Source organism: Chryseomicrobium excrementi, from assembly GCF_002798305.1.
Taxonomy (GTDB): Bacteria; Bacillota; Bacilli; order Bacillales_A; family Planococcaceae; genus Chryseomicrobium; species Chryseomicrobium excrementi.
In genome coordinates this window covers 877,894-901,924 of the sequence record NZ_PCGR01000001.1, presented here as the reverse complement: position 1 = coordinate 901,924, position 24,031 = coordinate 877,894, and the positions used below count along the sequence as shown (strand labels likewise).

At 43.3% G+C, this 24,031-nt stretch carries 20 protein-coding genes, 8 tRNA genes and 1 rRNA gene; 23 read left to right on the top strand and 6 right to left on the bottom strand.

What is annotated here, in order from left to right; genetic code table 11:
* Positions 1–91 precede the first annotated feature (91 nt).
* From rrf to proS, 11 genes are all read left to right on the top strand, one after another.
* A 5S ribosomal RNA gene (rrf, locus tag CQS04_RS04555) occupies positions 92–207 on the top strand.
* Between the two features lie 739 nt (positions 208–946).
* Positions 947–1,022, top strand: a tRNA-Asn gene (locus CQS04_RS04545).
* A 5-nt stretch (positions 1,023–1,027) separates the two neighbouring features.
* Positions 1,028–1,100: transfer RNA gene (locus CQS04_RS04540), tRNA-Thr, on the top strand.
* A gap of 126 nt (positions 1,101–1,226) precedes the next feature.
* A tRNA-Val gene (locus CQS04_RS04535) sits at positions 1,227–1,302 on the top strand.
* 11 nt (positions 1,303–1,313) lie between these two features.
* Positions 1,314–1,397 (top strand) — tRNA-Tyr (locus tag CQS04_RS04530).
* Between the two features lie 16 nt (positions 1,398–1,413).
* Positions 1,414–1,488 (top strand) — tRNA-Gln (locus CQS04_RS04525).
* Between the two features lie 4 nt (positions 1,489–1,492).
* Positions 1,493–1,567: transfer RNA gene (locus tag CQS04_RS04520), tRNA-Gly, on the top strand.
* Between the two features lie 7 nt (positions 1,568–1,574).
* Positions 1,575–1,648: transfer RNA gene (locus tag CQS04_RS04515), tRNA-Cys, on the top strand.
* Between the two features lie 13 nt (positions 1,649–1,661).
* Positions 1,662–1,745 (top strand) — tRNA-Leu (locus CQS04_RS04510).
* Positions 1,746–1,821: 76 nt separating this feature from the next.
* Complete coding sequence (locus CQS04_RS04505) at positions 1,822–3,009, top strand: MFS transporter (RefSeq protein WP_100352966.1); 1,188 nt, start codon at positions 1,822–1,824, stop codon at positions 3,007–3,009.
* Between the two features lie 301 nt (positions 3,010–3,310).
* The gene (proS, locus tag CQS04_RS04500) at positions 3,311–4,747 is read left to right on the top strand and encodes a proline--tRNA ligase (protein ID WP_100352965.1); all 1,437 of its coding nucleotides are present in this window, start codon (positions 3,311–3,313) and stop codon (positions 4,745–4,747) included.
* A 188-nt stretch (positions 4,748–4,935) separates the two neighbouring features.
* On the opposite strand, the gene CQS04_RS04495 is transcribed toward proS, so the two are convergent.
* Together CQS04_RS04495 and CQS04_RS04490 are read right to left on the bottom strand one after the other, a co-directional pair.
* Positions 4,936–5,451, bottom strand: a complete 516-nt coding sequence (locus tag CQS04_RS04495) for a hypothetical protein (RefSeq protein ID WP_100352964.1) — start codon at positions 5,449–5,451, stop codon at positions 4,936–4,938.
* Positions 5,452–6,141 (bottom strand): B3/B4 domain-containing protein, encoded by a 690-nt coding sequence (locus tag CQS04_RS04490; RefSeq protein ID WP_100352963.1) that lies wholly within the window; start codon positions 6,139–6,141, stop codon positions 5,452–5,454. It lies immediately after the preceding gene.
* Between the two features lie 49 nt (positions 6,142–6,190).
* Between CQS04_RS04490 and queG the strand changes: the two genes are divergently transcribed.
* From queG to CQS04_RS04460, 6 genes are all read left to right on the top strand, one after another.
* The gene (gene queG / locus CQS04_RS04485; RefSeq protein ID WP_100352962.1) at positions 6,191–7,324 is read left to right on the top strand and encodes a tRNA epoxyqueuosine(34) reductase QueG; all 1,134 of its coding nucleotides are present in this window, start codon (positions 6,191–6,193) and stop codon (positions 7,322–7,324) included.
* Positions 7,324–7,797 (top strand): tRNA (uridine(34)/cytosine(34)/5-carboxymethylaminomethyluridine(34)-2'-O)-methyltransferase TrmL, encoded by a 474-nt coding sequence (gene trmL, locus CQS04_RS04480; protein WP_100352961.1) that lies wholly within the window; start codon positions 7,324–7,326, stop codon positions 7,795–7,797. Before queG ends, trmL begins: the two co-directional genes overlap by 1 nt.
* A 274-nt stretch (positions 7,798–8,071) precedes the next feature.
* Entirely contained in the window at positions 8,072–8,251 is a 180-nt protein-coding gene (locus CQS04_RS04475) for a hypothetical protein (protein ID WP_094941398.1), read from the top strand.
* Positions 8,252–8,256: 5 nt separating this feature from the next.
* Positions 8,257–9,093, top strand: a complete 837-nt coding sequence (locus CQS04_RS04470; protein WP_100352960.1) for an aldo/keto reductase — start codon at positions 8,257–8,259, stop codon at positions 9,091–9,093.
* Positions 9,094–9,221: 128 nt separating this feature from the next.
* Entirely contained in the window at positions 9,222–11,696 is a 2,475-nt protein-coding gene (locus CQS04_RS04465) for a hypothetical protein (RefSeq protein WP_100352959.1), read from the top strand.
* Positions 11,696–12,562, top strand: coding sequence for an ABC transporter ATP-binding protein (locus CQS04_RS04460; RefSeq protein WP_100352958.1), 867 nt, complete (start codon positions 11,696–11,698; stop codon positions 12,560–12,562). Before CQS04_RS04465 ends, CQS04_RS04460 begins: the two co-directional genes overlap by 1 nt.
* 37 nt (positions 12,563–12,599) lie before the next feature.
* Here CQS04_RS04460 and CQS04_RS04455 read toward each other — a convergent pair whose 3' ends face one another.
* The 3 genes from CQS04_RS04455 to CQS04_RS04445 are packed head-to-tail and all read right to left on the bottom strand — an operon-like array spanning position 12,600 to position 14,366.
* Positions 12,600–13,448, bottom strand: coding sequence for an RluA family pseudouridine synthase (locus tag CQS04_RS04455; protein ID WP_100352957.1), 849 nt, complete (start codon positions 13,446–13,448; stop codon positions 12,600–12,602).
* Positions 13,449–13,467: 19 nt separating this feature from the next.
* Positions 13,468–13,938: a thioredoxin family protein gene (locus tag CQS04_RS04450; RefSeq protein ID WP_100352956.1), complete on the bottom strand. Its 471-nt coding sequence runs from the start codon at positions 13,936–13,938 to the stop codon at positions 13,468–13,470.
* Positions 13,935–14,366 (bottom strand): disulfide oxidoreductase, encoded by a 432-nt coding sequence (locus tag CQS04_RS04445; protein WP_100352955.1) that lies wholly within the window; start codon positions 14,364–14,366, stop codon positions 13,935–13,937. Before CQS04_RS04445 ends, CQS04_RS04450 begins: the two co-directional genes overlap by 4 nt.
* Positions 14,367–14,493: 127 nt before the next feature.
* On the opposite strand from CQS04_RS04445, the gene CQS04_RS04440 reads away from it, so the two are divergent.
* The 3 genes from CQS04_RS04440 to CQS04_RS04430 are packed head-to-tail and all read left to right on the top strand — an operon-like array spanning position 14,494 to position 17,860.
* Positions 14,494–16,038 (top strand): carbon-nitrogen hydrolase family protein, encoded by a 1,545-nt coding sequence (locus CQS04_RS04440; RefSeq protein ID WP_094941403.1) that lies wholly within the window; start codon positions 14,494–14,496, stop codon positions 16,036–16,038.
* Between the two features lie 47 nt (positions 16,039–16,085).
* The gene (locus tag CQS04_RS04435; protein WP_100352954.1) at positions 16,086–17,204 is read left to right on the top strand and encodes a GAF domain-containing sensor histidine kinase; all 1,119 of its coding nucleotides are present in this window, start codon (positions 16,086–16,088) and stop codon (positions 17,202–17,204) included.
* A gap of 11 nt (positions 17,205–17,215) precedes the next feature.
* A complete protein-coding gene (locus CQS04_RS04430) occupies positions 17,216–17,860 on the top strand; it encodes a response regulator transcription factor (protein WP_100352953.1) in 645 nt (214 codons plus the stop codon).
* 68 nt (positions 17,861–17,928) lie between these two features.
* Here the strand turns inward: CQS04_RS04430 and CQS04_RS04425 are convergent, their stop codons facing one another.
* The gene (locus CQS04_RS04425) at positions 17,929–18,816 is read right to left on the bottom strand and encodes a cation diffusion facilitator family transporter (protein WP_100352952.1); all 888 of its coding nucleotides are present in this window, start codon (positions 18,814–18,816) and stop codon (positions 17,929–17,931) included.
* 239 nt (positions 18,817–19,055) lie between these two features.
* Here CQS04_RS04425 and chrA point away from each other — a divergent pair, with 239 nt between their 5' ends.
* The 3 genes from chrA to CQS04_RS04410 all read left to right on the top strand — a co-directional run bounded on the left by chrA (position 19,056) and on the right by CQS04_RS04410 (position 24,029).
* Entirely contained in the window at positions 19,056–20,210 is a 1,155-nt protein-coding gene (gene chrA / locus CQS04_RS04420) for a chromate efflux transporter (protein ID WP_100352951.1), read from the top strand.
* Between the two features lie 340 nt (positions 20,211–20,550).
* On the top strand, positions 20,551–22,287 hold the full coding sequence (locus CQS04_RS04415) for an ABC transporter ATP-binding protein (RefSeq protein WP_100352950.1): 1,737 nt from the start codon (positions 20,551–20,553) through the stop codon (positions 22,285–22,287).
* Positions 22,288–22,289: 2 nt separating this feature from the next.
* Positions 22,290–24,029, top strand: coding sequence for an ABC transporter ATP-binding protein (locus CQS04_RS04410; protein WP_100352949.1), 1,740 nt, complete (start codon positions 22,290–22,292; stop codon positions 24,027–24,029).
* The last annotated feature ends 2 nt before the right edge of the window (positions 24,030–24,031 follow it).

Here is a 24,031-nt window from a genome sequence, read left to right as displayed (position 1 = left end):
CGACGTGTGGAGCTGACGAATACTAATCGATCGAGGACTTAACCAAAAAAATCAATGAAGTTCTATCCAGTTTTGAGCGAACAGGCTCATGTCCAGTGATGATGGCGAAGAGGTCACACCCGTTCCCATACCGAACACGGAAGTTAAGCTCTTCAGCGCCGATGGTAGTTGGGGGTCTCCCCCTGTGAGAGTAGGACGTCGCTGGGCAACACGAAGGTCATCCCGAGAGGGATGGCCTTTTTTGTATTCTTAGATGTGGAGCCGACTGTCCAGAGACTCCGGGAAATGCCAGCGTGGACGGGGAGGCGCACTCTGCCTCTGTGGGTGCGAATGATCTTTGAATGTATTTCTAACGCCTGCAATTCGATTACGTGAAGATGCAGAAGGCAAGGTCTTTTGATGGGGAAGGACTTTCTAGAAAGACGTCGGTGGTGGAAGCCCGACTGGTGCAGATTTTATGCAGGTCTCGACGCAAGCGCGTCATCTGCCGACGTAAAATCGATATCTGCCTCCGTAAACGTTCCATCTGCCGACGATGCGCCTAGGAACGAACGAGGTCTCGACGTAAACGCGCCAACTGCCGACGTAAAATCGATATCTGCCTCCGTAAACGTTCCATCTGCCGACGATGCGCCTAGTAACGAACGAGGTCTCGACGCAAAAGCGTCATCTGCCGACGCAAAATCAATATCTGCCTCCGTAAACGCTCCATCTGCCGACGATTCGCATCAAAGCAGCAATTGCTGGCCCCACTTTATAAATCACCGCAAGTCATTTCCATAGCCGACCAATGAAAAAATCGCCTCAAATGAATGAATGCTCCAAACCCTCCCTTTCTAGAAAAGCTTTTAAGACTCAAAAGCCTTTTTAGTAAAACCTTTAACAAATTCCCTATAAATTTACGTTGACCTTATTGCACAGGTTGCTATAATAGAGAATGTACTGTTCCGAAGTAGCTCAGTTGGTAGAGCATCCGGCTGTTAACCGGCAGGTCGCAGGTTCGAGTCCTGCCTTCGGAGCCATTTTTGCTTCCATAGCTCAGTAGGTAGAGCGCATCCATGGTAAGGATGAGGTCGTCGGTTCGATCCCGGCTGGAAGCTTACAGCTGTCTGCTCTCAGAGGGTAGACAGTTTTCCTTTAAAATGAAGAAGTTTTTTAGAGAAACCCTTGCATGACCCATTTCGTCATGCTACAATAATTCTTGTCCTGTGAAACAGCGACATACTGGAGGATTAGCTCAGCTGGGAGAGCACCTGCCTTACAAGCAGGGGGTCGGCGGTTCGATCCCGTCATCCTCCACCATAAAGACCTCTGGAGGGGTAGCGAAGTGGCTAAACGCGGCGGACTGTAAATCCGCTCCTTCGGGTTCGGCGGTTCGAATCCGTCCCCCTCCACCATTTTTTTAATAAGTATTGGGGTATAGCCAAGCGGTAAGGCAACGGATTTTGATTCCGTCATGCCTAGGTTCGAATCCTAGTACCCCAGCCATTTTGCGGAAGTAGTTCAGTGGTAGAACACCACCTTGCCAAGGTGGGGGTCGCGAGTTCGAACCTCGTCTTCCGCTCCAATAAATTGGCGGCATAGCCAAGTGGTAAGGCACAGGTCTGCAACACCTTTATCACCGGTTCAAATCCGGTTGCCGCCTCCATAAATACTACTTTGCCGGTGTGGCGGAATTGGCAGACGCGCTGGACTCAAAATCCAGTTCCTTCACGGGAGTGTCGGTTCGACCCCGACCGCCGGTATCATCTTTACAAGTAGTTTGTGACTCTACCTCTGCCAGGTAGAGTTTTTTCTTTTATTTAGAAAGGGGAGGTAGAAATGAAACAAGAACGATTATGGACGAAGAACTTTATCATGATCTCGAGTGTCAACTTTCTACTGACACTCGTTTTTTTCTTATTAGTAGTTATTATTGGCCTCTATGCTGTTGATGAGTTTAAAGCTACTACCAGTCAAGCTGGCCTCGTTACTGGAATTTTTATAGTGGGTACTTTAATTGGAAGACTATTTATTGGAGCTCGTATTGAACGAATAGGTCGAAAGAAAACATTAATTATAGGATTTATCTTGTTTAATACAGTGACCTTACTCTATTTTTTCTCTTCATCCATTACAGTATTACTGATCACTCGTCTGCTTCATGGAATCTCTTTAGGTATTGCTAGCACGGCCGCAGCCACTATCGTAGCATTCATAATCCCGATGGCTAGAAGAGGTGAGGGAATTGGATACTTCAGCATGAGTTCCACACTGGCGACAGCCATCGGTCCTTTTGTCGGTTTGTTACTTACTCAAGTTACTACATTCCAAACCATATTCGCTATCTGTTTAGGTGTAGGTATAGTTGGATTACTAGCTGGTTTAGTAGTTCAAGTTCCAACTCTGAAACTTGATGTAGCTAACGAACCTGGTGTTAAGCAGAAATTTTCAATTCGACGTTATTTAGAACCATCCGCGATTCCAATAGCTTTCGTTACTCTTGCTGTTGCCTTTTGTTTCTCTAGTGTTCTATCTTTTATGAACTTCTATGCTATTGAACAAGATTTGATTAAAGCAGCAAGTGTATTCTTCTTAGTTTATGCCATTTCAGTATTGGTCTCTCGCCCCTTCACTGGGCGGCTAATGGACATGAAAGGGGCCAACTATGTGATGTATCCTGCATTTGTATTGCTTGCGGCAGGACTTGTAGTGCTGGGTTCGGCAACTAGCTCTTTAAGCTTTTTGATCGCAGCGTCCCTGATTGGCTTTGGTTTTGGGAATATTCAATCATGCACACAAGCGATAGCGGTAAAAATTACACCAAGAGAACGTATGGGTATGGCGACTTCTACATTCTTTATCTTTTTAGATGCTGGTTTAGGCTTCGGCCCGTATATTTTAGGTTTTGTTTTAGATATAGTGAGTTTTTCACAAATGTATCTGAGTCTTGGTTTTTTGGCATTCGTAACCATAGGTCTTTATTATGCCGTTTATGGTAGAAGTGAGAAGGACCGGCTTTCCATCTAATCATATTGCGCAACTACAGATTTTTTGCTATAGTGAATTTGATATAGAAGAGTCTTTGAAGTGGTCAAGTAAGTGACATACACGTTCAGAAAGTGCAGTGAGTGATGAGAGCTGCGCCGTCCCTATGTACTGAAACCTCCCACGGAGATGCTGTGCAAACACAGCCGGCCCGCTACCGATACAAAGCGCTTGAGATCGTCCTTGTGACGAATGAAGGTGGTACCGTGTCTATTCAGCAGGAAGACGCCCTTTGGGGTGTTTTTCTGCTTTTTATTTTGTCAAAATCAAAGGAGGCAATACTATGTCAGTGCAACAAAACGATTTTTCTAAGTGGTATATTGATACGATTCAAAAAGCAGATTTGATGGATTACACACCAGTTCGTGGGTGTATCGCGTTCAAACCTGACGGCTATGAACTGTGGGAGCGAATTCAAGCAGAGATGGACCGTCGCTTTAAAGAGACAGGTCACCGCAATGCGTACTTCCCAATGCTAATTCCTGAGTCATTCTTCCAAAAAGAGAAGGATCATATTGAAGGTTTCTCTCCAGAACTTCCTTGGGTGACTGAAGCTGCTGGCGAGCAACTAGAAGAGCGTCTAGCACTTCGTCCTACATCTGAGACGATGATTGGACATCTTTACTCTGATTGGATCAAGAGTTACCGTGACCTGCCTGTTCTTATCAACCAGTGGGCGAATGTATTCCGTTGGGAGAAAAAGACGTTACCATTCATTCGTACATCAGAATTTTTATGGCAAGAAGGACATACAGCACACGTAGACGAAGAAGATGCTCGTAAAGAGACAATGCAAATGCTTCAAGTTTATAAAGAAGTAGTGGAAGACTTACTCGCAATTCCAGTTTACGATGGTCAAAAGACACCTTCAGAGCGCTTTGCAGGTGCGGTAGATACGTATTCAATCGAAGCGATGATGAAAGACGGGAAGGCTGTTCAAGCTGGAACATCTCACTACTTAGGTACAAAATTTGCAGAAGCCTTTGATATTAAGTACTTGAATAAAGAAAACAAGCACGTTCACGTGCATACGACATCTTGGGGAACGTCTACTCGTTTGATTGGTGCCATGATTATGGTTCATGGAGACGAGCAAGGCCTTGTATTGCCACCAAAAATGGCGCCGACGCAAGTAGTTTTGATTCCAGTAGGTCCTTGGAAGAAGAAGCCAGAAATCGTTGAAAACTTGGATAAAGTCTTTGATGAATTAAAAGCAAAAGGGATCCGTGTGAAACTTGATGATTCGGATCAATCTCCTGGTTACAAGTTCAACGAGTGGGAATTGAAAGGTGTTCCTGTACGCGTAGAATTAGGTCCTCGTGATTTAGAGAATGGCCAAGCGCTTATGAAAGCACGTGATGCAGAAGAGAAGACAGCAGTTGCTCTTGACGACCTAGTCGCATCGATTGAAAACGAATTAACAGTGATGCAGACTCGACTTTATGACAAAGCGGTCGCTTTCCGTGAAGAGAATAGCCATACTCACATTGATACATTAGAGCAATTAAAAGCTCACATCGAAGAGTCCGCTGAAGCTGGCAAGATACCAGGCTGGATCCTTGGAGGCTGGTGTGGAGAAGACGCTTGTGAAGAGAACGTCAAAGAAGAGACGAAATTCACGACGCGAAACATTCCTTTCAATCCACCGACTGAAAAGAAAACATGTGTCAACTGTGGAAAAGAAGCAAAACATAGCGTGTGGTTCGGCCGCGCGTATTAATACAAAACGCCTGGATGTCCGAGGACATCCAGGCGTTTTCTGATCCGGTTGAATTTGCATAAGCATCTAGTAGTTGGTTGGTCACTAGAGAAGGGTAACTGTGTAAAAAGTGAAGGGTCATGGGTTGGCTTCACTATAAAGTAGTTGAGACCGGACCAGCCTCTGTCAGGACTCTCACCTGACAGAGGTTATTCGTAACGGGAAGCGTCGAATGGAAGCTCGACTTGATAGTTCTGCGCATTGACAAGTCCGGATACTTTATTGGCGTTACGCTCGTACTGAAGGGCTTTTTCCCGGTACTCATCTGGTTCAAAGCGAGCATAGCGCATGTAAGCGACTGTGTCTCCGTATCCAAACTCCGGTTGTTCTTTTGAAGATGCTCCGAGTTGTTTGTATATTTTGGCTTGTGCACGAAGCTGCATCGCATACTCGATTGCTTCAACTAGTGGAATGGCTTCGCCTTGATAGTCGATTGCATTCGCTATATTGGCTTCATAAATCAAACGGTCTAAAAGCATGATATCTTGGCGGACCTGCTTGATTTCAAAATCCACATCTTCAACACCGCGTTTTTGATCCTGTAAAGGCTGTCCTTTTTCTGCTACAGTAAACGCGACGCGAAGCATCTCTTGTTCGAGCTCTTGTACTTGCTTAGTCAATAAACTGCGCAGACGAATTCCATCTGCTAGTGTAAATCTTGCCATCTAAATCATTCCTTCTGATTTTGTCTTGGTTAGTACGACTGAAGATGAATCTCCTCCGTGGACTTGAATAAACATCGACGACACGGCTTGTAGTAGCTTGTCTGCTTCTTCTATGTCCATATCTGGTGTGAAGTAAACGACATGGAGTGCCTCAGTCGTACTCGTCGTCACAGCTGAACGCTTCGAATCCACATATGGGCTTCCAAATGCCCCTTCGTCATCAGAAGAGTGCACAATTCCAGTGAGGGAAGTAGTGCGTCCGTTCAATGCATCGTAGTTCGTATCATTCGTACCAATAGAGAACGTAACGTCTCCTGATAGGGTGCTTGTATCATACAGCCCAAACGGAATGCCGTAATAAAGAGAAAAGAATGTATTGCTGTCGACACCGGAGTGGACTGGTGTGAAATAGTTTTGTTTGGCTACTCTTCGGTAGAGAGCTTCTGCCGATGGACGGTACCGTGACGGATTCGATCCAGTCAGTTTAAACAGAGAGCGCCATGAATTGAGACGGTCAAAATAGGAGAGACCTTTCTCTTCGATTTCAAAAAACAATTGCTCTTGGAACAGCTGGAGGCGACCTTTAAGCATTTGGGGCGAGTCCCCTACAGAAATTTTGGTATAATGGATAAGGCCGATTTTTAGCTCAGGTACAAGTTCAACGAGCTGTGGCTCTAATGCAACACGCATACACACCCATCCTTTCTACATAGAAATCATACCATAGGAGGTGAGGCAGGTGAACGTACGCGACTTTCAACAACAACTCATTCACTATGCCCATTCCATTGGAATCGATAAAATAGGTTTTGCTTCTGCTGCACCGTTTCCTGACTTGAAGCAGCGTCTTCTTTTACAGCAACAACTTGGCTACGCATCTGGATTTGAAGAACCTGACATTACTAAGCGTACAGAGCCAGTACAATTATTAGATGGTGTGCAGACAATCATCTCGATTGCGCTTGCATACCCATCGAAAATGAAAGATGCACCACAAAGCAAACGTGGGGCAAGACGTGGTATTTTTGCAAGAGCTTCTTGGGGAATGGATTACCATACCGTACTACGAGAAAAACTGGCAAAGCTAGAGGCATTTATTTTAGTTCATGCCCCAGACGCCAAATTGAAGTCTATGGTTGATACGGGGGAACTGTCCGATCGTGCCGTGGCAGAGCGAGCAGGGATTGGCTGGAGTGCGAAGAACTGCTCTATTATCACTCCGGAGTTTGGTTCTTACGTCTATCTAGGTGAAATGCTCACCAATCTACCTTTTGAGCCTTCTGTACCTATGGAAGACGAGTGCGGTGATTGTAGATTGTGTCTAGATATCTGTCCTACTGGTGCTTTGATCGAAGGGGGACAACTCAATGCGCAGCGCTGTATCGCATTCCTCACTCAGACAAAGACGATGGTACCGAAAGAGTTCCGTGCGAAAATTGGAAATCGTGTTTATGGGTGTGATACCTGTCAGACGGTCTGTCCGAAAAATAAAGGCAAACATTCAGCACACCAACAAGACTTTACACCGGATCCAGAGCTCGTAAAACCACTTTTAATGCCCCTGCTTGAACATACCAATCGTACATTCAAAGAAACGTATGGACACATGTCAGGAGCCTGGCGAGGGAAGAACCCCATTCAGAGAAATGCCATTATTGCTCTCGTTCATTTCAAAGAGCGAGAGTCTATTCCGAAGCTGATTTCCATTCTTTCGGAAGATCCACGACCGGTTATGCGAGGGACGGCAGCATGGGCTTTAGGGGAACTTACTTCGACCGAAGGCACTGAAGCATTACGACACCAACTTGATCAAGAAAAAGAAGGACTAGTAATCGAAGAAATACAAGAGGCTTTACTAAAAGGAGAACAATAATGGCCATCCATATCGTACTTTATCAACCACAGATTCCTGCAAATACAGGAAACATTGCGCGAACGTGCGCAGGAACAGGTGTCAAACTGCACTTGATTAAACCTCTCGGATTTTCAACAGACGACAAAATGTTGAAGCGAGCAGGCCTTGATTATTGGGAGCATGTCGACATCACGTATCACGAGTCACTTGAAGAATTTGTTAGTGCGTATCCGCAAGGAGAATTCTTCTTGCTGACGAAATTTGGTTCAAAACCTCATACAGACTTTGATTTTAGCGATTCAGATAAAGACTACTTCTTCATTTTTGGACGTGAAACAACAGGTCTTCCAGTCGAGTTTCGAGAAGCACATCCAGACCGAGCGCTTCGGATTCCGATGAACGATAATATTCGTTCATTAAATCTGTCGAACACAGCGGCTATTCTGGCATATGAAGCATTGCGTCAGCAGAACTACCCAGGACTGCATTAAAAAAGGACAGCCTCCCAAATAGGGGCTGTCCTTCTTTCACTTATTTTTGTGTTGTTGAACCTGGTTTATCATCATAGCCTGCAGTAAAGATTGCAGAAAGGAATGCTACACATACACCGAGGATTAAAAGTAATTTCATGGGTTGTGCCTCCTAGCTTAATAGTCTGCTTTCAGTATACAGGAATAAAAACAAAAAAGAAACGCCAGCGTTCGGCTATTTATGGCAAAATGACGTCAATTGGGCTAACATGATAGAAAAAGGAGGAGACGACACATGACGAAAGAAAACACATCTAAAGAAAACGGCTCTATGGCATCCAACATGGAAGAAGTAAAACAGCTCGGCAAGCAGATGGAGAAATTACGTGATGAGCGAGAACTATCTCAAGATGAGCGTGTCGCAGATCCAAGCCAACACGACAAATCACCAGAGATACAAAAACGCGAGGAGTGACATCAGTGGAACTATCATTACAATCAACAAAGACATTACAAAACGGCATAGAGATTCCACGCTTAGGTCTAGGCGTCTACAAAATGACAGACCGAGATGAAGCGCTACAAGCTATCTCACATGCACTAAAAAGTGGATATCGCCACATCGACACGGCATCTTTATATGACAACGAACAAGAGGTAGGAGAAGCGGTTCGCCATGCGGGTATCGATCGCTCTGAAATCTTTGTCACGACAAAAGTCTGGAACTCAGACCAAGGATATGACCAAACTTTACGTGCTTTTGAGAAATCCTTGAAGTTATTGAACATGGACTATTTAGATCTTTATCTTACACATTGGCCGGTTGAAGAGACCTATGTAGATACTTACCGAGCAATTGAGCGTTTATACGACGAGAAGCTACTCCGTGCAACGGGCGTCTCCAATCACCATGCACATCACTTAGAGAAAATCATGGCAACCGCGAATGTTGCGCCTATGATGAATCAAGTAGAGTGTCACCCGCGCCTTGCTCAGTTTGAGCTGCGTGAGTTCTGTAAAGAGCACAACATTGCTGTGACGAGCTGGTCGCCTTTGTCACGTGGACGCCTTTTAGAAGAACCAAGTCTCGTTCGTTTGGCCGAAAAACACGGAAAGTCGACGGCGCAGATCATCATTCGTTGGCACTTACAAGGAGATTTGGTTGTCATACCGAAGTCCGTAAAGCCTCATCGTATCGAAGAAAATGCAGATGTCTATGATTTTGAGCTCTCTGCAGAAGATATGCGGATTATTGATGCATTGAACCGTAATGAACGTGTCGGCAAAGATCCTGACAACTTCCATTTTGATTTTTAATAAAGATAGATACCACTCAAATTATTTTGAGTGGTTTTTTTTTGTCTTGTAGATGCAAGATTGTTCAGATATCATTAACAATAGATGAAAAAAAAGGAAAAAGAGGGAATGTTGAGAAGGGGGCTTATATGAAGCACGTTGTTAAGTTTATGATGAAAGACTGGTTGAAAACAAAGTGGATACCAATAATTTTCATTTTGATGATTGCATTTGTATGCTCATTATTTTTATATAATCAATCGCAAGCTGAAACTACTGTAAACCAGTTAAAGGAATCTACAGAGAATAAGTTAGAGAATGTCGAGTTGCTTTTGACAACGATTACAGCGAAAAATGAGGATATTGGAGCTTCAGAAAACGAAATTAAATCGCTCGAACCTCTAGCTAAAAAAGAAGAAGCTTTGCTAATGATTCGAAAGAAACTGGAGGAAGGAAATTTAGATATTTCCAAAAACCAAATTACATTTTACGAAGAATATTCGAAGTTTATCGAGCTGAAACCGATTTTCTATATGGGAAGATCTGATGAAAATCACGAGAAGAATAAAGCAATTCTCTTACTTGAAAATGAATTACCCTACCTAGAAGAGAAAACACCATATAATTCTGCTCTTTTCACAAAACAAGTTTTTGAAATTCTCTTTAATCCGATTACGTTATTTTTATTCTTAGTTATTTTTAGCTATCGCTACACTATTGACCGAGAAAACCGTATAGTGGATTTCTTGAAATTACAATCATTGTCTAGTAGATCCATTTACTCTAGCTATTTACTCTTATTATTCGGTTCCGTAATGCTATATGTAATTATAGGTGTTTTATTGGCTAGTGCACCTGTTCTACTTTCAGGGAACTGGGAAAGTATTCATTATCCGGTAGAAGTGTTACGTGGTACAGAATTAGTCTTTATTCCCGTGTGGAAATTGCTACTCTTCAAACCTTTAAGTTGGTTGATTTTCATGACACTAGTACTACTTCTCTTTACTTCCTTTATGAAACAAAAAGCATCAGTCGGTTCATTTGCAGTAATTTTAGTAATGGCGCTCTCCCTTTCTTATCTCGTGTATAGTTTTTTTGGATTTCAACTCGCAAATCCCTTGCATCTTCTTGGTTTTACTGCAGGAGACTTCTTTATCACCAATACATATCTTGTTTACTTAGGAGTGATGGGACTAGTTACAACACTCCTCACATTAGGAGTATTGTACTTTATTGGTTCGAGTAAATCCATAAGTGTAAAGCTTCCAGTGTCCTCTTCAAACCTTAAAGAACGCTCATTTTATCCAAAATGGCAGCTGTTACAGTTTGAATATCGAAAAAAGAAGAGAAAGCGCCATATTGCGATTACTATAGCGCTTGTTTTGATAACCCAACTTGGTGTATTTTTCTTCATTCAAAATCAAGTGCAAGCACTACCGAGAATTGCTTTAAATCTAATAGATGAAAAACAGAAGTTCATAACAAAACAGATAACGAATACAGAACTCAATCATGAAAACCTTGCAGTTGAGATTGAAATAATGCGACAAAACGATGAAAAGTTGAATCGTGAACCAGGTGAATACGAAGAAGATTTTTTTCTAGATTTCTTAGATGTTTTGAACGAACAGTATGACGAGTTCGAGGAGTTAAGACGCCTCATCTACGAAGAAAACTTCCCTCAACTTTTCAATGATCTTGAATCAAAGCACAGTGGAGGGTCTTATAAAGATCTAGAGCAAGGCACTTGGACGGTTTCAAGCATGGCATCAGAAGAACAACGAACGATTCTCAAAAGCTCTGGAATCGATTCGTGGCCGTATGGCGTTTACTGGGTGTCGCATTTTGATGATCCGGAGCTTGAGGAAGATGCTGAATTAGCAGCTAGCTCTCAATACCTTCAAAATCAAAATCAAAAATACGATTCAAGTAGCCAATTCATGCTATACAAATTTTTTGAATGGAATATGATGGGGCTTATACTTTTTGCGTTTGTCGCGTTTCTGTGGACAGCAGTTTCAGAAGAGCGAACGCCACAGTCTACCATCAGTTTTCTCTCAACAAAGCCGCTATCTTTTCAGTCGGTTTATACTACTAAATGGATCTATAATTTACTTTCCGCAGCAGCTTTACTGCTACTAGTGGGTGGTATAGTATTTTGTATCGCCACATTGATTGGTGGTTTTGGTGAGTCTGCTTATCCAATACCTGTTTATTCGATTGAAAGACTAGCCGAAACTGATTTTTATGCGTTTCATGACCAAGCTTATTTCTCATTTACAGGTCTTGGAACATTAATCTTAACTGCGATTGCTTTAGCTTTTGCTCAGCTATTCTTTTTAAACGGTCTCTTTACGTTCATAGGGAAACTTTTGAAAAATTACTATGTCACCGTCGTTTTAACGCTAGTTGTGGTCATAATAGGATACTGGACAGGAACACAAACAGTTAAGTGGTGGAATCCGTTCATTTATTTTGACACTTGGCGAGTAGTCGATGGCTGGAAAACGATTGAAGCGGCCTCACAGTATGCCACACCGCTAACAGGAATAGGGATACTAGTTGTTGCAGGAAGTGTTTTGTTCATCACAGGATTTTTCGTGAAAAGAAGGGCGGTATCTTGATGGAACTGACAGTGGTAAATCTTGAGAAGAAGTATAAGACAAAACCTGTTTTGAAGGGAATTTCGTTCACCATTGAAAAAGGGGAGCTTATAGGATTAGTTGGGCCAAACGGGGCAGGAAAGTCTACTCTGATGCGCTCTATTTTAGGACTTGAAGAGATAGAAAAAGGGCAGGTTACTCTGAATGGCTATCATCCAACGGATTCGAACTATTTCAAGTACATTTCCTTTCTTCCTAGTGATAACTATCTGTACATGCAATTGAGTGGATACGATCATCTTGCTTTTGTTGCAACGATTTATGAGATTCCAACTTCCGAGATTGATGCAGTAATTGAGCTGATTGGGATTCGGTCGTATGTGAATCAACCGGTGAAATCTTATTCGTACGGAATGAGACAACATTTATTGATAGCACTCAGTATTCTCACAAAGCCGGCAATCATCTTAATGGATGAACCATTCAATGGGTTGGATCCAACAAGTACAATTGAGTTGAAGCAGTTGATTCGTACACTGCATGGGCAGGGAATCAGCATTGTCGTCTCTACACACAATTTGGATATTTTAGAGGATCTCACAAGCAAGATCTGGTTCATCAAGGATGGTCATCTGATTACCGACAAGCTTGACCCCGAACAGAGTACAGCTTTTGAAATCAAGTATTTGTATGATGGAGACATTGATCAACTTTTGCTCACAAGTGGCTATGATTACGAATTGAAAAAGAATAGCATTCTCACGAATCCTTCTACTGATATTGATGTCTATTTAAAATGGTTACTCGAACATGGCGTGGGGATTCAGGCAGTGACTCCTGTGAACCGCAGACTTGAAGAAGTCTATAAAGAATTTTATGAAGTGTAATAGAAAACGCCGTCCCTTAAATGGAAACGGCGTTTTTTTAGGTTCTTGGAATTTCGACATTCACCAGTTCACCTGTCAGTGGATGGCGGAACTGGATACGGAAGGCTTGCAGTGCGTAATGAGGAGCTTTGACCGCTCTAGCTCCGTATAATGTGTCTCCTACGATCGGGTGGCCGATATGCGCCATATGGACACGGATCTGATGCGTGCGACCTGTCTCGAGTAATACGTGAACTTTCGTAATTTGAGGATTACGCCCAACTACTTGATAATGAGTAATGGCTGTCTGTCCTGTCTGTGAAACACGACGGCGAGTAGGCTGATGACGATCCGAGGCGATGGCCGCTTTGATCGTACCGTGGTCCTTCTTCACAGCGCCTTCTACAATCGCTTCATACGTCCGGACGATCTGCTTTTTCTCAAGCATTCTATCGAGTAAGTTTTTAGCTATCGGATGCTTCGCAACCAGGACAAGCCCACTAGTGCCTTCATCTAGACGGTGAACGTGTTCAGCGTACGAATGGCCTTTAGAATCTAGATAGTGAAATACACCGTTCATCAGCGTCGCGGTTTCCGTCACGTCGTTCGGATGGGTCTTCACACCAGCAGGCTTGCCGACGATAAGTAAGTGCTCATCTTCGTAAAACGGCTGGACAGGCACTTTTGGATTTGGGAAGTACTGAGACGCTTCCTCTTCAAATCGAATATGAAGCAGCTGTTCTGCTTGCAAAGGCTGACTCCAATCGAGCGGAACGCCTTCAGGTGTTTGGAATGCCTTTTGCATACGCAAGTTATGGATGGTCTTCTTCCCAAGCTGCCAATTATCCTTCAGCAGCTCTTCAATGGTAAGTACACCTGGGCTTTTAATTTTTACAAGAAACTTCATAGAGAACTCCTTCGGGCACTTAGTTTTTTACAACTTCATCAAAGAAGCGCAAGATATCCGCTTCTGGAATCGCTCCAGTAGCACGCATTTCTTCAACGCCTTCATTGAAGTGGATAAGGGTTGGAGTCGATTGGATGTTAAAGTCCGCTCCGCCTTGTGGATATTCAAGTAAGTTGTACTGGAAGATTTCCACGTCCTCTTGATCCGCAAGAGGCATCAAGACTGGAGTCATTTCTTTACAGAAACTACATTCTGGACTAAAGAAATAGACCGTCACCGATTCTTTGTTGTCTAGTTTTTCTTGTAGTTCATCTGGCAAGATGATGTTTTGATAGTTCTCATCATCAATCAAATCAATCGTAGACTGCGATAAGTCTTCCGTGTCGTATGGATTATTAGCTAGTTTTTCTTGATTGGATAGGTTCGTTAAGACGATGATCAGTACAAATGCAGCGACGATCACACCGCCGAAAATCAGTAATTTTTTCATGCTGTTTTGTCCTCCTTGTTGTGTTTTACAAGAATAAAACTGATGGTAGCAATTCCGATGAATGCCACTAAGGCTAAAAATGGAATTGTGATAAATCCGAGATAATTGATGTATTCGCCTGTACAGGAGACAACGCCGCAAGCAGGAGCTTGTTCCCCAAAGAAATCAATTTTTTGAATGGCGTAGTGATAGCCGCTCGTCAACGCTCCAATAGAAGAGAAGACCAGTGTCGTCAAAGCGATTCTTGCATTCTTTTGGTAAATAGCGATACCTGAAATCAATACAATAGGATACATCAAAATGCGTTGATACCAACAAAGTTCGCATGGTTCATACCCACGAATCTCAGAAAAATAAAGAGAACCAAGTGTAGCGACCAGTGCGAGCCCGAAAATACCGAGTAACCCGTTTTCTGTCTTTTTAGTCATACATAGATAGTCCTTTCAGGAGCAGTTTCTCTTCAAGTATAGACAATAGACAGAATCAAGTAAATTATTTTCAACCTCTTCCACAACAAGGTATAATGAGGGATAACGTCTTGAAGGAGGGGTTTGTGTGAAAGAAGAATTCGATTCCACCCAATTTGAAAAGCATATGATCATCCGACCGATGACATTTGCTGATATAGATTCGATTTTAGAGATGCAGCGCTTGTCATTCCCAGGTATGGAGCCGTGGAAAGTGGAACATTTACGAAGCCACTTGACAGTGTTCCCAGACGGGCAACTCGTGGCTGAACTAGATGGCAAAGTCATTGGATCTTGTTCAAGTCTGATCATCAACTTTGATGAGTACGACGACCGTCATTCCTGGTCTGATGTCACGGATGGTGGCTACATCACGAACCACAATCCGGACGGCTATAACTTGTACGGGATTGAAGTCATGGTGCACCCGGATTACCGCCGGATGAAAGTGGGCCAACGACTGTATGAAGGAAGAAAAGATATTGCAAGACAATACAATCTGAAATCCATCATCATTGGTGGCCGCATTCCGAACTATCATAAATATTCGGATGAAATGTCTCCTCGTGAATATGTGACAGCTGTGTCACGTCACAAAATCTATGACCCGGTACTGACATTCCAGTTGATGAACGGCTTTACTTTAATGCGGATCAATCCAAACTATTTACCAGATGATAAAGCATCGGGTAAATTTGCAACGCTTATGGAATGGAACAACGTGGACTACATCCCACTATCAAAACGCCATTTCCGAACAAGCTATCCAGTTCGAATCTGCGTAGTTCAGTACATGATGCGCAAAATCAACTCGTTCGAAGAATTCGCTAACCAAGTAGAATATTTTGTCGACGTGGCGTCAGACGCACAGTCTGATTTTGTCGTGTTCCCTGAGATTTTCACAACACAGTTGATGTCTTTCTTAGAAGAGCCGTCACCTTCTCAAGCAGTCCGCAGACTAACAGAATACACACCGCAGTATATGGAGCTGTTCAGTGACTTATCAGTACGGTACAACATCAACATCATTGCCGGCTCGCACTTTGTGAAAGAAGAAAACGATGAGATTTACAACATCGCCTATTTGTTCCACCGAGACGGTTCCATCGATAAGCAGTACAAAATCCATATCACACCAAATGAACGCAAATGGTGGGGCATCAGCGCGGGGGATTCTGTCCGCGTATTTGATACAGATTGTGGAAAGATTGCAATTCAGATCTGTTATGATATTGAGTTCCCTGAACTTGCACGAATTGCTACAGATATGGGAGCTAACATCATCTTCACACCGTTCTGTACGGAAGATCGCCAAGGCTACTTGCGTGTGAAATATTGCGCTCAGGCGCGTGCTGTAGAAAATCAGATCTATACGGTCATTTCCGGAACTATCGGGAACTTGCCTCAAACGGAAAACATGGATATCCAGTATGCTCAGTCTGCTATCTATGCACCTTCTGACTTTGAGTTCGCCCGCGATGGTATTGTCGGTGAAACGGAAGCCAACGTGGAAATGGTGCTGATCGGAGACGTGGATCTTGAGATCCTTCGTCGCCAGCGTCAAGACGGAACAGTCAAACAATTGAAAGACCGCAGACACGATGTCTATACAGTAGAATATAAAAAAGGCTAAGAGGCTGGTCATTGACCAGTCTTTTTTTAAAAGGACGGAGGAGACAAATGAGTCCAGCTTTAGATGACCACATGACGTTACTAAAAGAAATTGCCGAATTCCTAAATGAAGAGACCGAGATGGAGACGATGCTCCAAGGTGCACTGAAAAAACTACTGACACGTAGCATTTTTGCATCGGGCTGGATTTTCTTTATTGACGCTAAGGGCAAGCACCAGCTCATTGCGGCAGAAAACCTGCCACCTGCCTTAATGGAGAATGAGTGCCGCTCGATGAAGCGGGGTGGCTGTTGGTGTGTCTCACGCTATCATAATGGTGAACTTCAAAAGGCGTCGAACATCATCGAATGTCAGCGAATTGAACAGGCTGGGAAGCAGAGCACCTTGCCATCTGCAGGAATCACCCACCACGCGACGGTCCCCCTGCAATCTGGAAAAGAAAAGTTCGGACTTTTGAACGTGGCGACGCCGCACACAGTAGAATATGATCAGAGTGAACTGGCTTTACTTGAATCCATTGCCTTTCAAATAGGCTCTGCCATTAAACGCATCTACTTGACGAAACAAGAGCAAGAAATCGCACTTGTTCAAGAACGCAACCGGTTGGCACGAGACCTTCATGATTCTGTGAACCAACTCTTGTTTTCCGTAACGTTGACGTCTCGCGGGGCAATGGAAATGACAGAAGACCATGATTTGAAACAGGCGTTTTCGGATATCCATCAACTGACACAAGAAGCGCTTACGGAAATGCGTGCATTGATTTGGCAGCTCCGACCAAAAGGTCTGGAAACGGGCTTACTAGAAGGCATTAAAGGATACGCCGAGATGTTAGGGATCTCGCTCAAGACACAGGTGAGCGGAGTCATCCAACTGCCGTCTCGCATCGAAGAGACACTGTTCCGTATCGCTCAGGAAGGTCTAAATAACATTCGTAAACATGCAGAGACACTCGATGCCGAGTTGTTTTTGACGATCACATCTACGGATATTTTATTTATCTTAAAAGATACAGGACGAGGGTTTGTGGCAGGAAAGATTCCCGAGAGCTTAGCATCTGTAGGGATGCAAAGTATGCAAGAGCGAGTCAAAGCTGTCGAGGGAACGATTGAATGGATCAGTTCTCCTGCAAAAGGGACAGAAGTCTTTGTCCGAATTCCATATTAAGGAGGGGTCCTATGATTCGCATCGTGATTGCGGACGATCATCACGTCGTTCGAAGGGGTTTATTATTTTTTCTAAAGACACAGAAAGATTTTGAGGTAGTAGGGGAAGCAAAAGACGGAGAAGAAGCGATTGCCATTGCAAGGGCTGTCAAACCAGATGTGGTATTGATGGATCTTGTCATGCCAACTAAAGATGGGATTCAAGCAACCCGGGAAATCAAGAGGGTACTGCCTCACACTCATATTTTAATGCTTACCAGTTTTTCAGATCGTGATCATGTGGTTCCAGCGATTGAAGCAGGTGCTAGTGGGTATCAGTTGAAGGATATCGAACCTGATGAGCTAGCCAGTGTCATCCGGCAATTGATGAAAGGTGAGAAGCCACTCAGTCCAGTAGCCCAGACGGAACTCGATAAGGACAGTCAAGAAGACAAGCCGCATCTGACAAATCCATTAACAGCTCGTGAGCAAGATGTGTTGGCTGAGCTGACGAAAGGGAAGAGTAACAAAGATATAGCCTCTACATTGTTCGTAACGGAGAAAACTGTGAAAACGCACATATCTAACATTTTCTCGAAGCTCGATGTGCAAGACCGGACGCAAGCGGCACTTTACGCTGTGAAGCACGGTCTGACAGAGCCAAGTGGAAAAGGATAAAAGCGCCGTCCGAGGACAGCGCTTTTTCTTTGTTCTTCTCAGATTCAAATTGCGAACGCCTTACACATCTAATCGTCATCCTCAACTAAATCATACTCCGGTTCGATATGGACCAAGACGATGGCATGAGGCTTTGCTTTTCGAACTTTACGTTCGATTTCTTCTGTTATCCAGTGGCTTTCGATGACATTCAAATAAGGATCTACGGTAACCGTGACATCAATCAAAGCTTGGTTGCCGTGCATTCGTCCTTTCAAATCAAGCACTTGAAATACTCCGGGAGTATGTGACACTAAGACGGAAAGTGCCTCTGAGTCGTCACTGCTGAATCCATCCGACAACGCAAAAGCGGCTTCATAGAAGATGCTATAAGCCGTATAGAGAATGATGATGCCGACGATAAATGCTGTTATCGTATCCAAAATAGGAAAGCCTACAATGGCTCCGATAATACCAATGGAAGCTCCAAGTGATACGAGAGCATCCGACCGATTGTCCATAGCAGCAGCACGAAGTGCAGAAGAGTCAATTTTATCCGCAAGCTTCACATTGTATCTATAAACTCCATACATCACGACGGCACTCGCAAGCCCTACCCACAATGTGAGCAGGGAAGGACTCTCATGAACTGGATTCGCAAATCCACGAAGCGACTGTAATACGACCTGTAACCCGATAAATGCCATAATAAAAGCAGCGGTCAGTGATGCGATTGTCTCTGCACGAAGATGGCCATAAGCATGTTGATCATCTGGTGGCTTCTGAGAAATACGCAAGCCTATGAGCACAGCTACACTCGCAATAATATCTGTAAAGTTGTTCAATCCATCCGCTCGAAGCGCTTCTGAATCTCCAATCAAGCCTACGCTGTACTTGACGGAACTCAAAAGGATATAGACACCAATACTAAGCCAGGCGCCTTTTTCCCCTTTGCGCAAATTTGTATACAGTTCCAAATTGTTTCCTCCTTGCAACTCCCTGTAAACGACAAAAACGACTTCCGAAGAAGTCGTTTTCGAGCACATGAATGGGTTAAGAATCTCGTCCTTTATTCTACAGACTCCAGGATTCAAAGTCAATAAATGGTCGAATCTGGTTTCTAAAGTTACAACTTTGTAAAGTTAACTTAAATACTATCTATGTAAAAGTGAATTTTGTTACTATATAAGCAGAATCTTATTTTTTGGGAGGCACTATGGGAAACTTACGGGAAATTGCAAAAGCATCCACGAAGCTAGGACTCACGTCGTTTGGTGGTCCAACGGCTCACCTCGGGTATTTCCGAGATGAATATGTGGAAAAAAGAAAATGGTTAGATGATAAATTATATGCGGACATCGTGGCATTATGTCAGTTCTTACCGGGTCCGGCATCTTCGCAAGTAGGAATTGCAATCGGGATGATCCGAGGGGGAATTCTTGGAGGTATCATTTCATGGGCAGGATTTACATTACCCTCTGTTCTTTTTTTAATGCTCGCAGCGTATTTTGTAGTCGGCTTTAATGTCACTGACAGCGGGATCATTCAAGGGTTAAAAATTGTAGCAGTGGCTATAGTAGCGCACGCACTACTAGGCATGCAGAAGAATTTGGCACCTGATGCGATTCGAATTGGAATAGCCATTGCAGCCGCTATAGGGGTATTGCTTATCCCTACAGCTTGGGGACAAATCGGCGTCATCGTTGTTGCAGGGGTTGTAGGTTACTTTTTATTCCGAAGAGAACAAGCTCCAGATGCAGTCGAATTGTCTTTAAGTTTCGGGAAACGAGCAGGAATCGTTGCATGGATACTGTTTGCTGGTCTTCTTGTGGCTCTGCCGTTCGTACGAACGTTAACTGAAAATGTGTATGTTGGTATTTTAGATACGTATTACCGTGTCGGCTCTATTGTATTTGGAGGCGGGCACGTCGTACTTCCTATGCTTGAACGTGAGGTCGAGATGTCGAGTGACTTGTTCCTTGCAGGCTATGGACTAGCTCAAGCTGTGCCAGGTCCACTATTTACGCTGTCAGCATTTCTAGGGCAAGTAACAGCTGGAGTTCCAGGAGCACTACTCGCTGTGTTTGCCATGTTTTTACCTTCTTTCTTATTAGTCATTGGGACGCTTCCATTTTGGTCATTTATCCGGACTAAGAAGGGAATTCAAGCAGCACTAAAAGGTGTCAATGCAGCTGTTGTTGGAATCTTACTCGCTGCTTTATATGATCCGGTATTCACGAGTGCGGTGAAATCTTCATATGATTTTATTATTGTATTGATTACATTCACACTGCTCACAGCGTTTAAGTTTTCTCCACTAAAAGTAGTGGCAATCAGTGCATTACTTGGTTTACTAGTTTATGGTGTTTAATTTAATTAAAAATAGTATTGACAGTCTAAAATTGACTGTGCTAGTGTAAAGAGGTACTAAATAATCAGGAATGGAGGTAGGACTCATGAAAAACGTAGTTATTAAGAATCAACAATCACATATGAATGCCTACCTACTAGTTATGATACATGCCATTTAACCACAAATAGTGGTTTCTATGCACATGTCCATTTCTATGGGCATGTGCTTTTTTGTGCTTATCAACTTCCATTATTTAGAAAAAATCGAAGGAGTGGGATTGATGAAAGGATTGTTCAGAATTTCAAAAGTATCTAAACCGGAGTCTCTTGAGAGTGGCTAGTGAAAGGAATGAGTAAATATGTTTAGTGTGTTAGGTAAATTAAATTGGTTTTTTAAAGAACATTGGATTCGGTATACGGTGGCTATCACGTTACTGATCGTTGGAAGTGTTATTGAAGTCATCCCACCTTGGATCATCGGAGAAGCGATTGATGCCATTACAGCGGGTACTTTGACGGAAGGTTCACTTCGGACATATGTGGGCTTGTTCGCAGCCATTATTTTAGGTGGTTACGTCATCAACTTTATTTGGCAGTATCAGTTATTCGGAGGATCTGTGAAGATTGAACGGATTTTGCGGACGCGACTCATGAATAAGTTTTTATCGATGACTCCTGGGTTTTATGAGAAAAATCGTACAGGAGATTTAATGGCACGTGCTACAAATGATTTAAATGCCGTTGCTACTACAGCCGGTTTTGGAATCATGACTTTAATTGATTCGACTCTTTATATGGCAGCGATCATCTTAGCAATGGGATTCTTAATATCTTGGAAACTGACTTTCTTCGCGTTACTACCAATCCCTATCTTAGCTTTGATCATGCAGTATTTAGGGAAAATCATTCATGAAAAATATATGGAGGCTCAAGATGCATTTGGTGAGTTGAATGACCAAGTCCTAGAATCGATTGCAGGGGTGCGCGTGATTCGTGCTTATGTACAGGAGAGACAAGACGAAAAGAACTTTGCGGATATGAGTGAGATGGTCTATGAGAAAAATATGGTCGTTGAACGGATTGACGCTTTGTTCGGACCAATCACTAAAGTAGGAACGGGAATCAGTTATGTAATCGCACTTGGCTACGGAGCGCACTTAGTATCTACAGGTGAAATGACAGTAGGAAACTTGGTTACGTTTAATGTCTATTTAGGCCTCGCGATTTGGCCGATGTTTGCTATCGGGGAATTGATCAATGTCATGCAGCGCGGGAATGCCTCGCTTGACCGTGTGCAAGAGACTTTATCGACTCCAGAAGACGTAGTAGAACCGATGCGACCAGCTACAGGAAATCCAGAGCCTACGGTTGGATTCAGAAATGTGGAATTCACGTATCCGACTTCTCAAGTCGTCAACTTGAAAGACGTGCAACTTCGCGTCGATGCTGGAGAGACTCTTGGAATTGTTGGGAAGACAGGAGCAGGGAAGACCACTTTCGTGAAGCAGCTTTTGAAAGAATACCCGATGGGTAAAGGTGCTGTTGAGATTGGTGGCGTGGCTATTGCGGACCAATCTAGAGAAGACGTCCTTCAAAAAATCGGTTATGTCCCTCAAGATCATGTGTTGTTCTCTCGCACAATTCGTGAAAACATTTTATTTGGTAAAGAAGATGCCACGGAACAGGAACTTGAAGAAGCGATCCGCCTAGCGTACTTCGAAAAAGATTTAGGGAATCTTCCGTTAGGTCTTGAAACACTGGTCGGAGAGAAAGGCGTGTCCTTATCTGGCGGCCAGAAACAGCGTGTATCGATTGCTCGAGCACTGATTAAAAATCCAGATATTTTGATCTTGGATGACTCATTATCAGCAGTAGATGCCAAAACAGAATCAAAAATCATTGAAAATATTCAACAAAATCGAACGGGGAAAACTACGGTAATCACAACCCACCGTTTATCAGCGATTCAACATGCCGACCAAATCATTGTTCTTGATGATGGACACGTTGTTGAACACGGAACGCACCAAGAGCTTCTTGCTAAAGGTGGTTGGTACCGAGAACAGTTTGACCGTCAGCAGTTAGAGGAGGTGTAGAGATGACAACCTCAAAGCGACTGTATCTCTATGCATTGAAATACAAAAAAACAATTTTGAGTGGACTTGGTCTACTCACTATTGCGGTCATAGTGGACTTGATTGGTCCATTCATCGCCAAATATATCATTGATACACAAATTACAGCAGAGCAGATTGACTTTGTCGTCATTGCCCAGCTACTTGCGGTTTTCTTTGGCTTGCAGATTGTAGCGGCGATTTTCCGCTACTTCATGTATATTCAGTTGCAAGTAGGTGCCAACCGCGTTGTTCAGCACTTGAGGAATGACGTGTTCCAGCACATCCAACGTGTCCCGGTTCATTACTTTGATAATCTCCCAGCAGGAAAGATTGTTGCCCGCGTGACTAATGACACGGAAGCGATTCGCAACCTGTATGTGCAAGTACTATCTCAGTTTGCGACAAGTATCATTTCCATTACAGGTGTCTATATTGCCTTATTTATTCTGGATGTACGCTTAGCGGCTATGGCTCTTGTAATCATTCCTCTTGTTTACATCTGGATGATCAGCTACCGTAAGTACGCTTCAAAATACAATCAAATCGTACGAACAAAACTTGCAGATATGAATGCGATGATCAACGAATCGATTCAAGGAATGTCAATCATTCAAGCGTTCCGAAGAGAAAAGCAGATGGCACAGGAATTTGCCGAAATGAATACCAGCCACTTCAACTATCAAAGTAAATTGTTAAAGCTGGATTCAGCTACGTCTTTCAACTTAGTGTTTGTATTACGAAACATGATGTTTTTAGGATTTATTTTATACTTCGGGGCAGCTTCTATAGGTACCGAAGCTGCCGTCACAGCAGGTACCCTGTATGCATTCGTCGATTACATCACGCGACTCTTCAATCCGCTTACAGGAATCGTCAATCAGTTCTCTCAACTCGAACGTTCATTAGTAGCGGGTTCTCGCGTCTTTGAATTGTTAGATGAAAAAGGAGAAATCGTTTCAGATGACCGGATTCCCCGCTATCAAGGCAATGTCACAGTGAAAGATGTGTGGTTTGCATACAAAGAAGATGAGTACGTCCTAAAGAACTTAAATTTCTCTGCAAATAAAGGGGAAACGATAGCTCTTGTTGGCCATACAGGATCCGGTAAGAGTTCTATCATGAATTTGCTGTTCCGCTTCTACGATCCGACTAAAGGAACGATTTCAATAGATGGAGTAGACATGACCACGTTATCCAGACAAGCGGTTCGTGAGCATATGGGGATTGTGCTACAAGATCCGTATTTGTTCACTGGAACTATTGCAACGAACATCAGTTTGAACGACCCTCGAATCAGTCGAGAGCAAGTAGAGCGAGCTATCGAGGCTGTTGGAGGAGACCGTGTGCTTAAGAATCTTGAAAAAGGGCTCGATACACCGGTGGTTGAAAAAGGAAGTACGCTTTCTTCAGGACAGCGCCAGTTGATTTCGTTCGCACGTGCTTTAGCGTTTGATCCGGCAATCTTAATTCTAGATGAAGCCACATCTAACATTGATACAGAGACAGAAGAGTTGATCCAGCACGCAATGGACGTACTGAAAAAAGGCCGGACAACGTTTATCATTGCCCACCGACTATCTACTATTAAAAATGCAGATCGTATCCTCGTTTTGGATAAAGGGGAGATTGTTGAAAACGGAAACCACGACGAGTTGATTGCTCTTGGAGGGCAATATGAAAAAATGTATCGTCTTCAAGCAGGAACTGCTCAACTTGCGTGAAA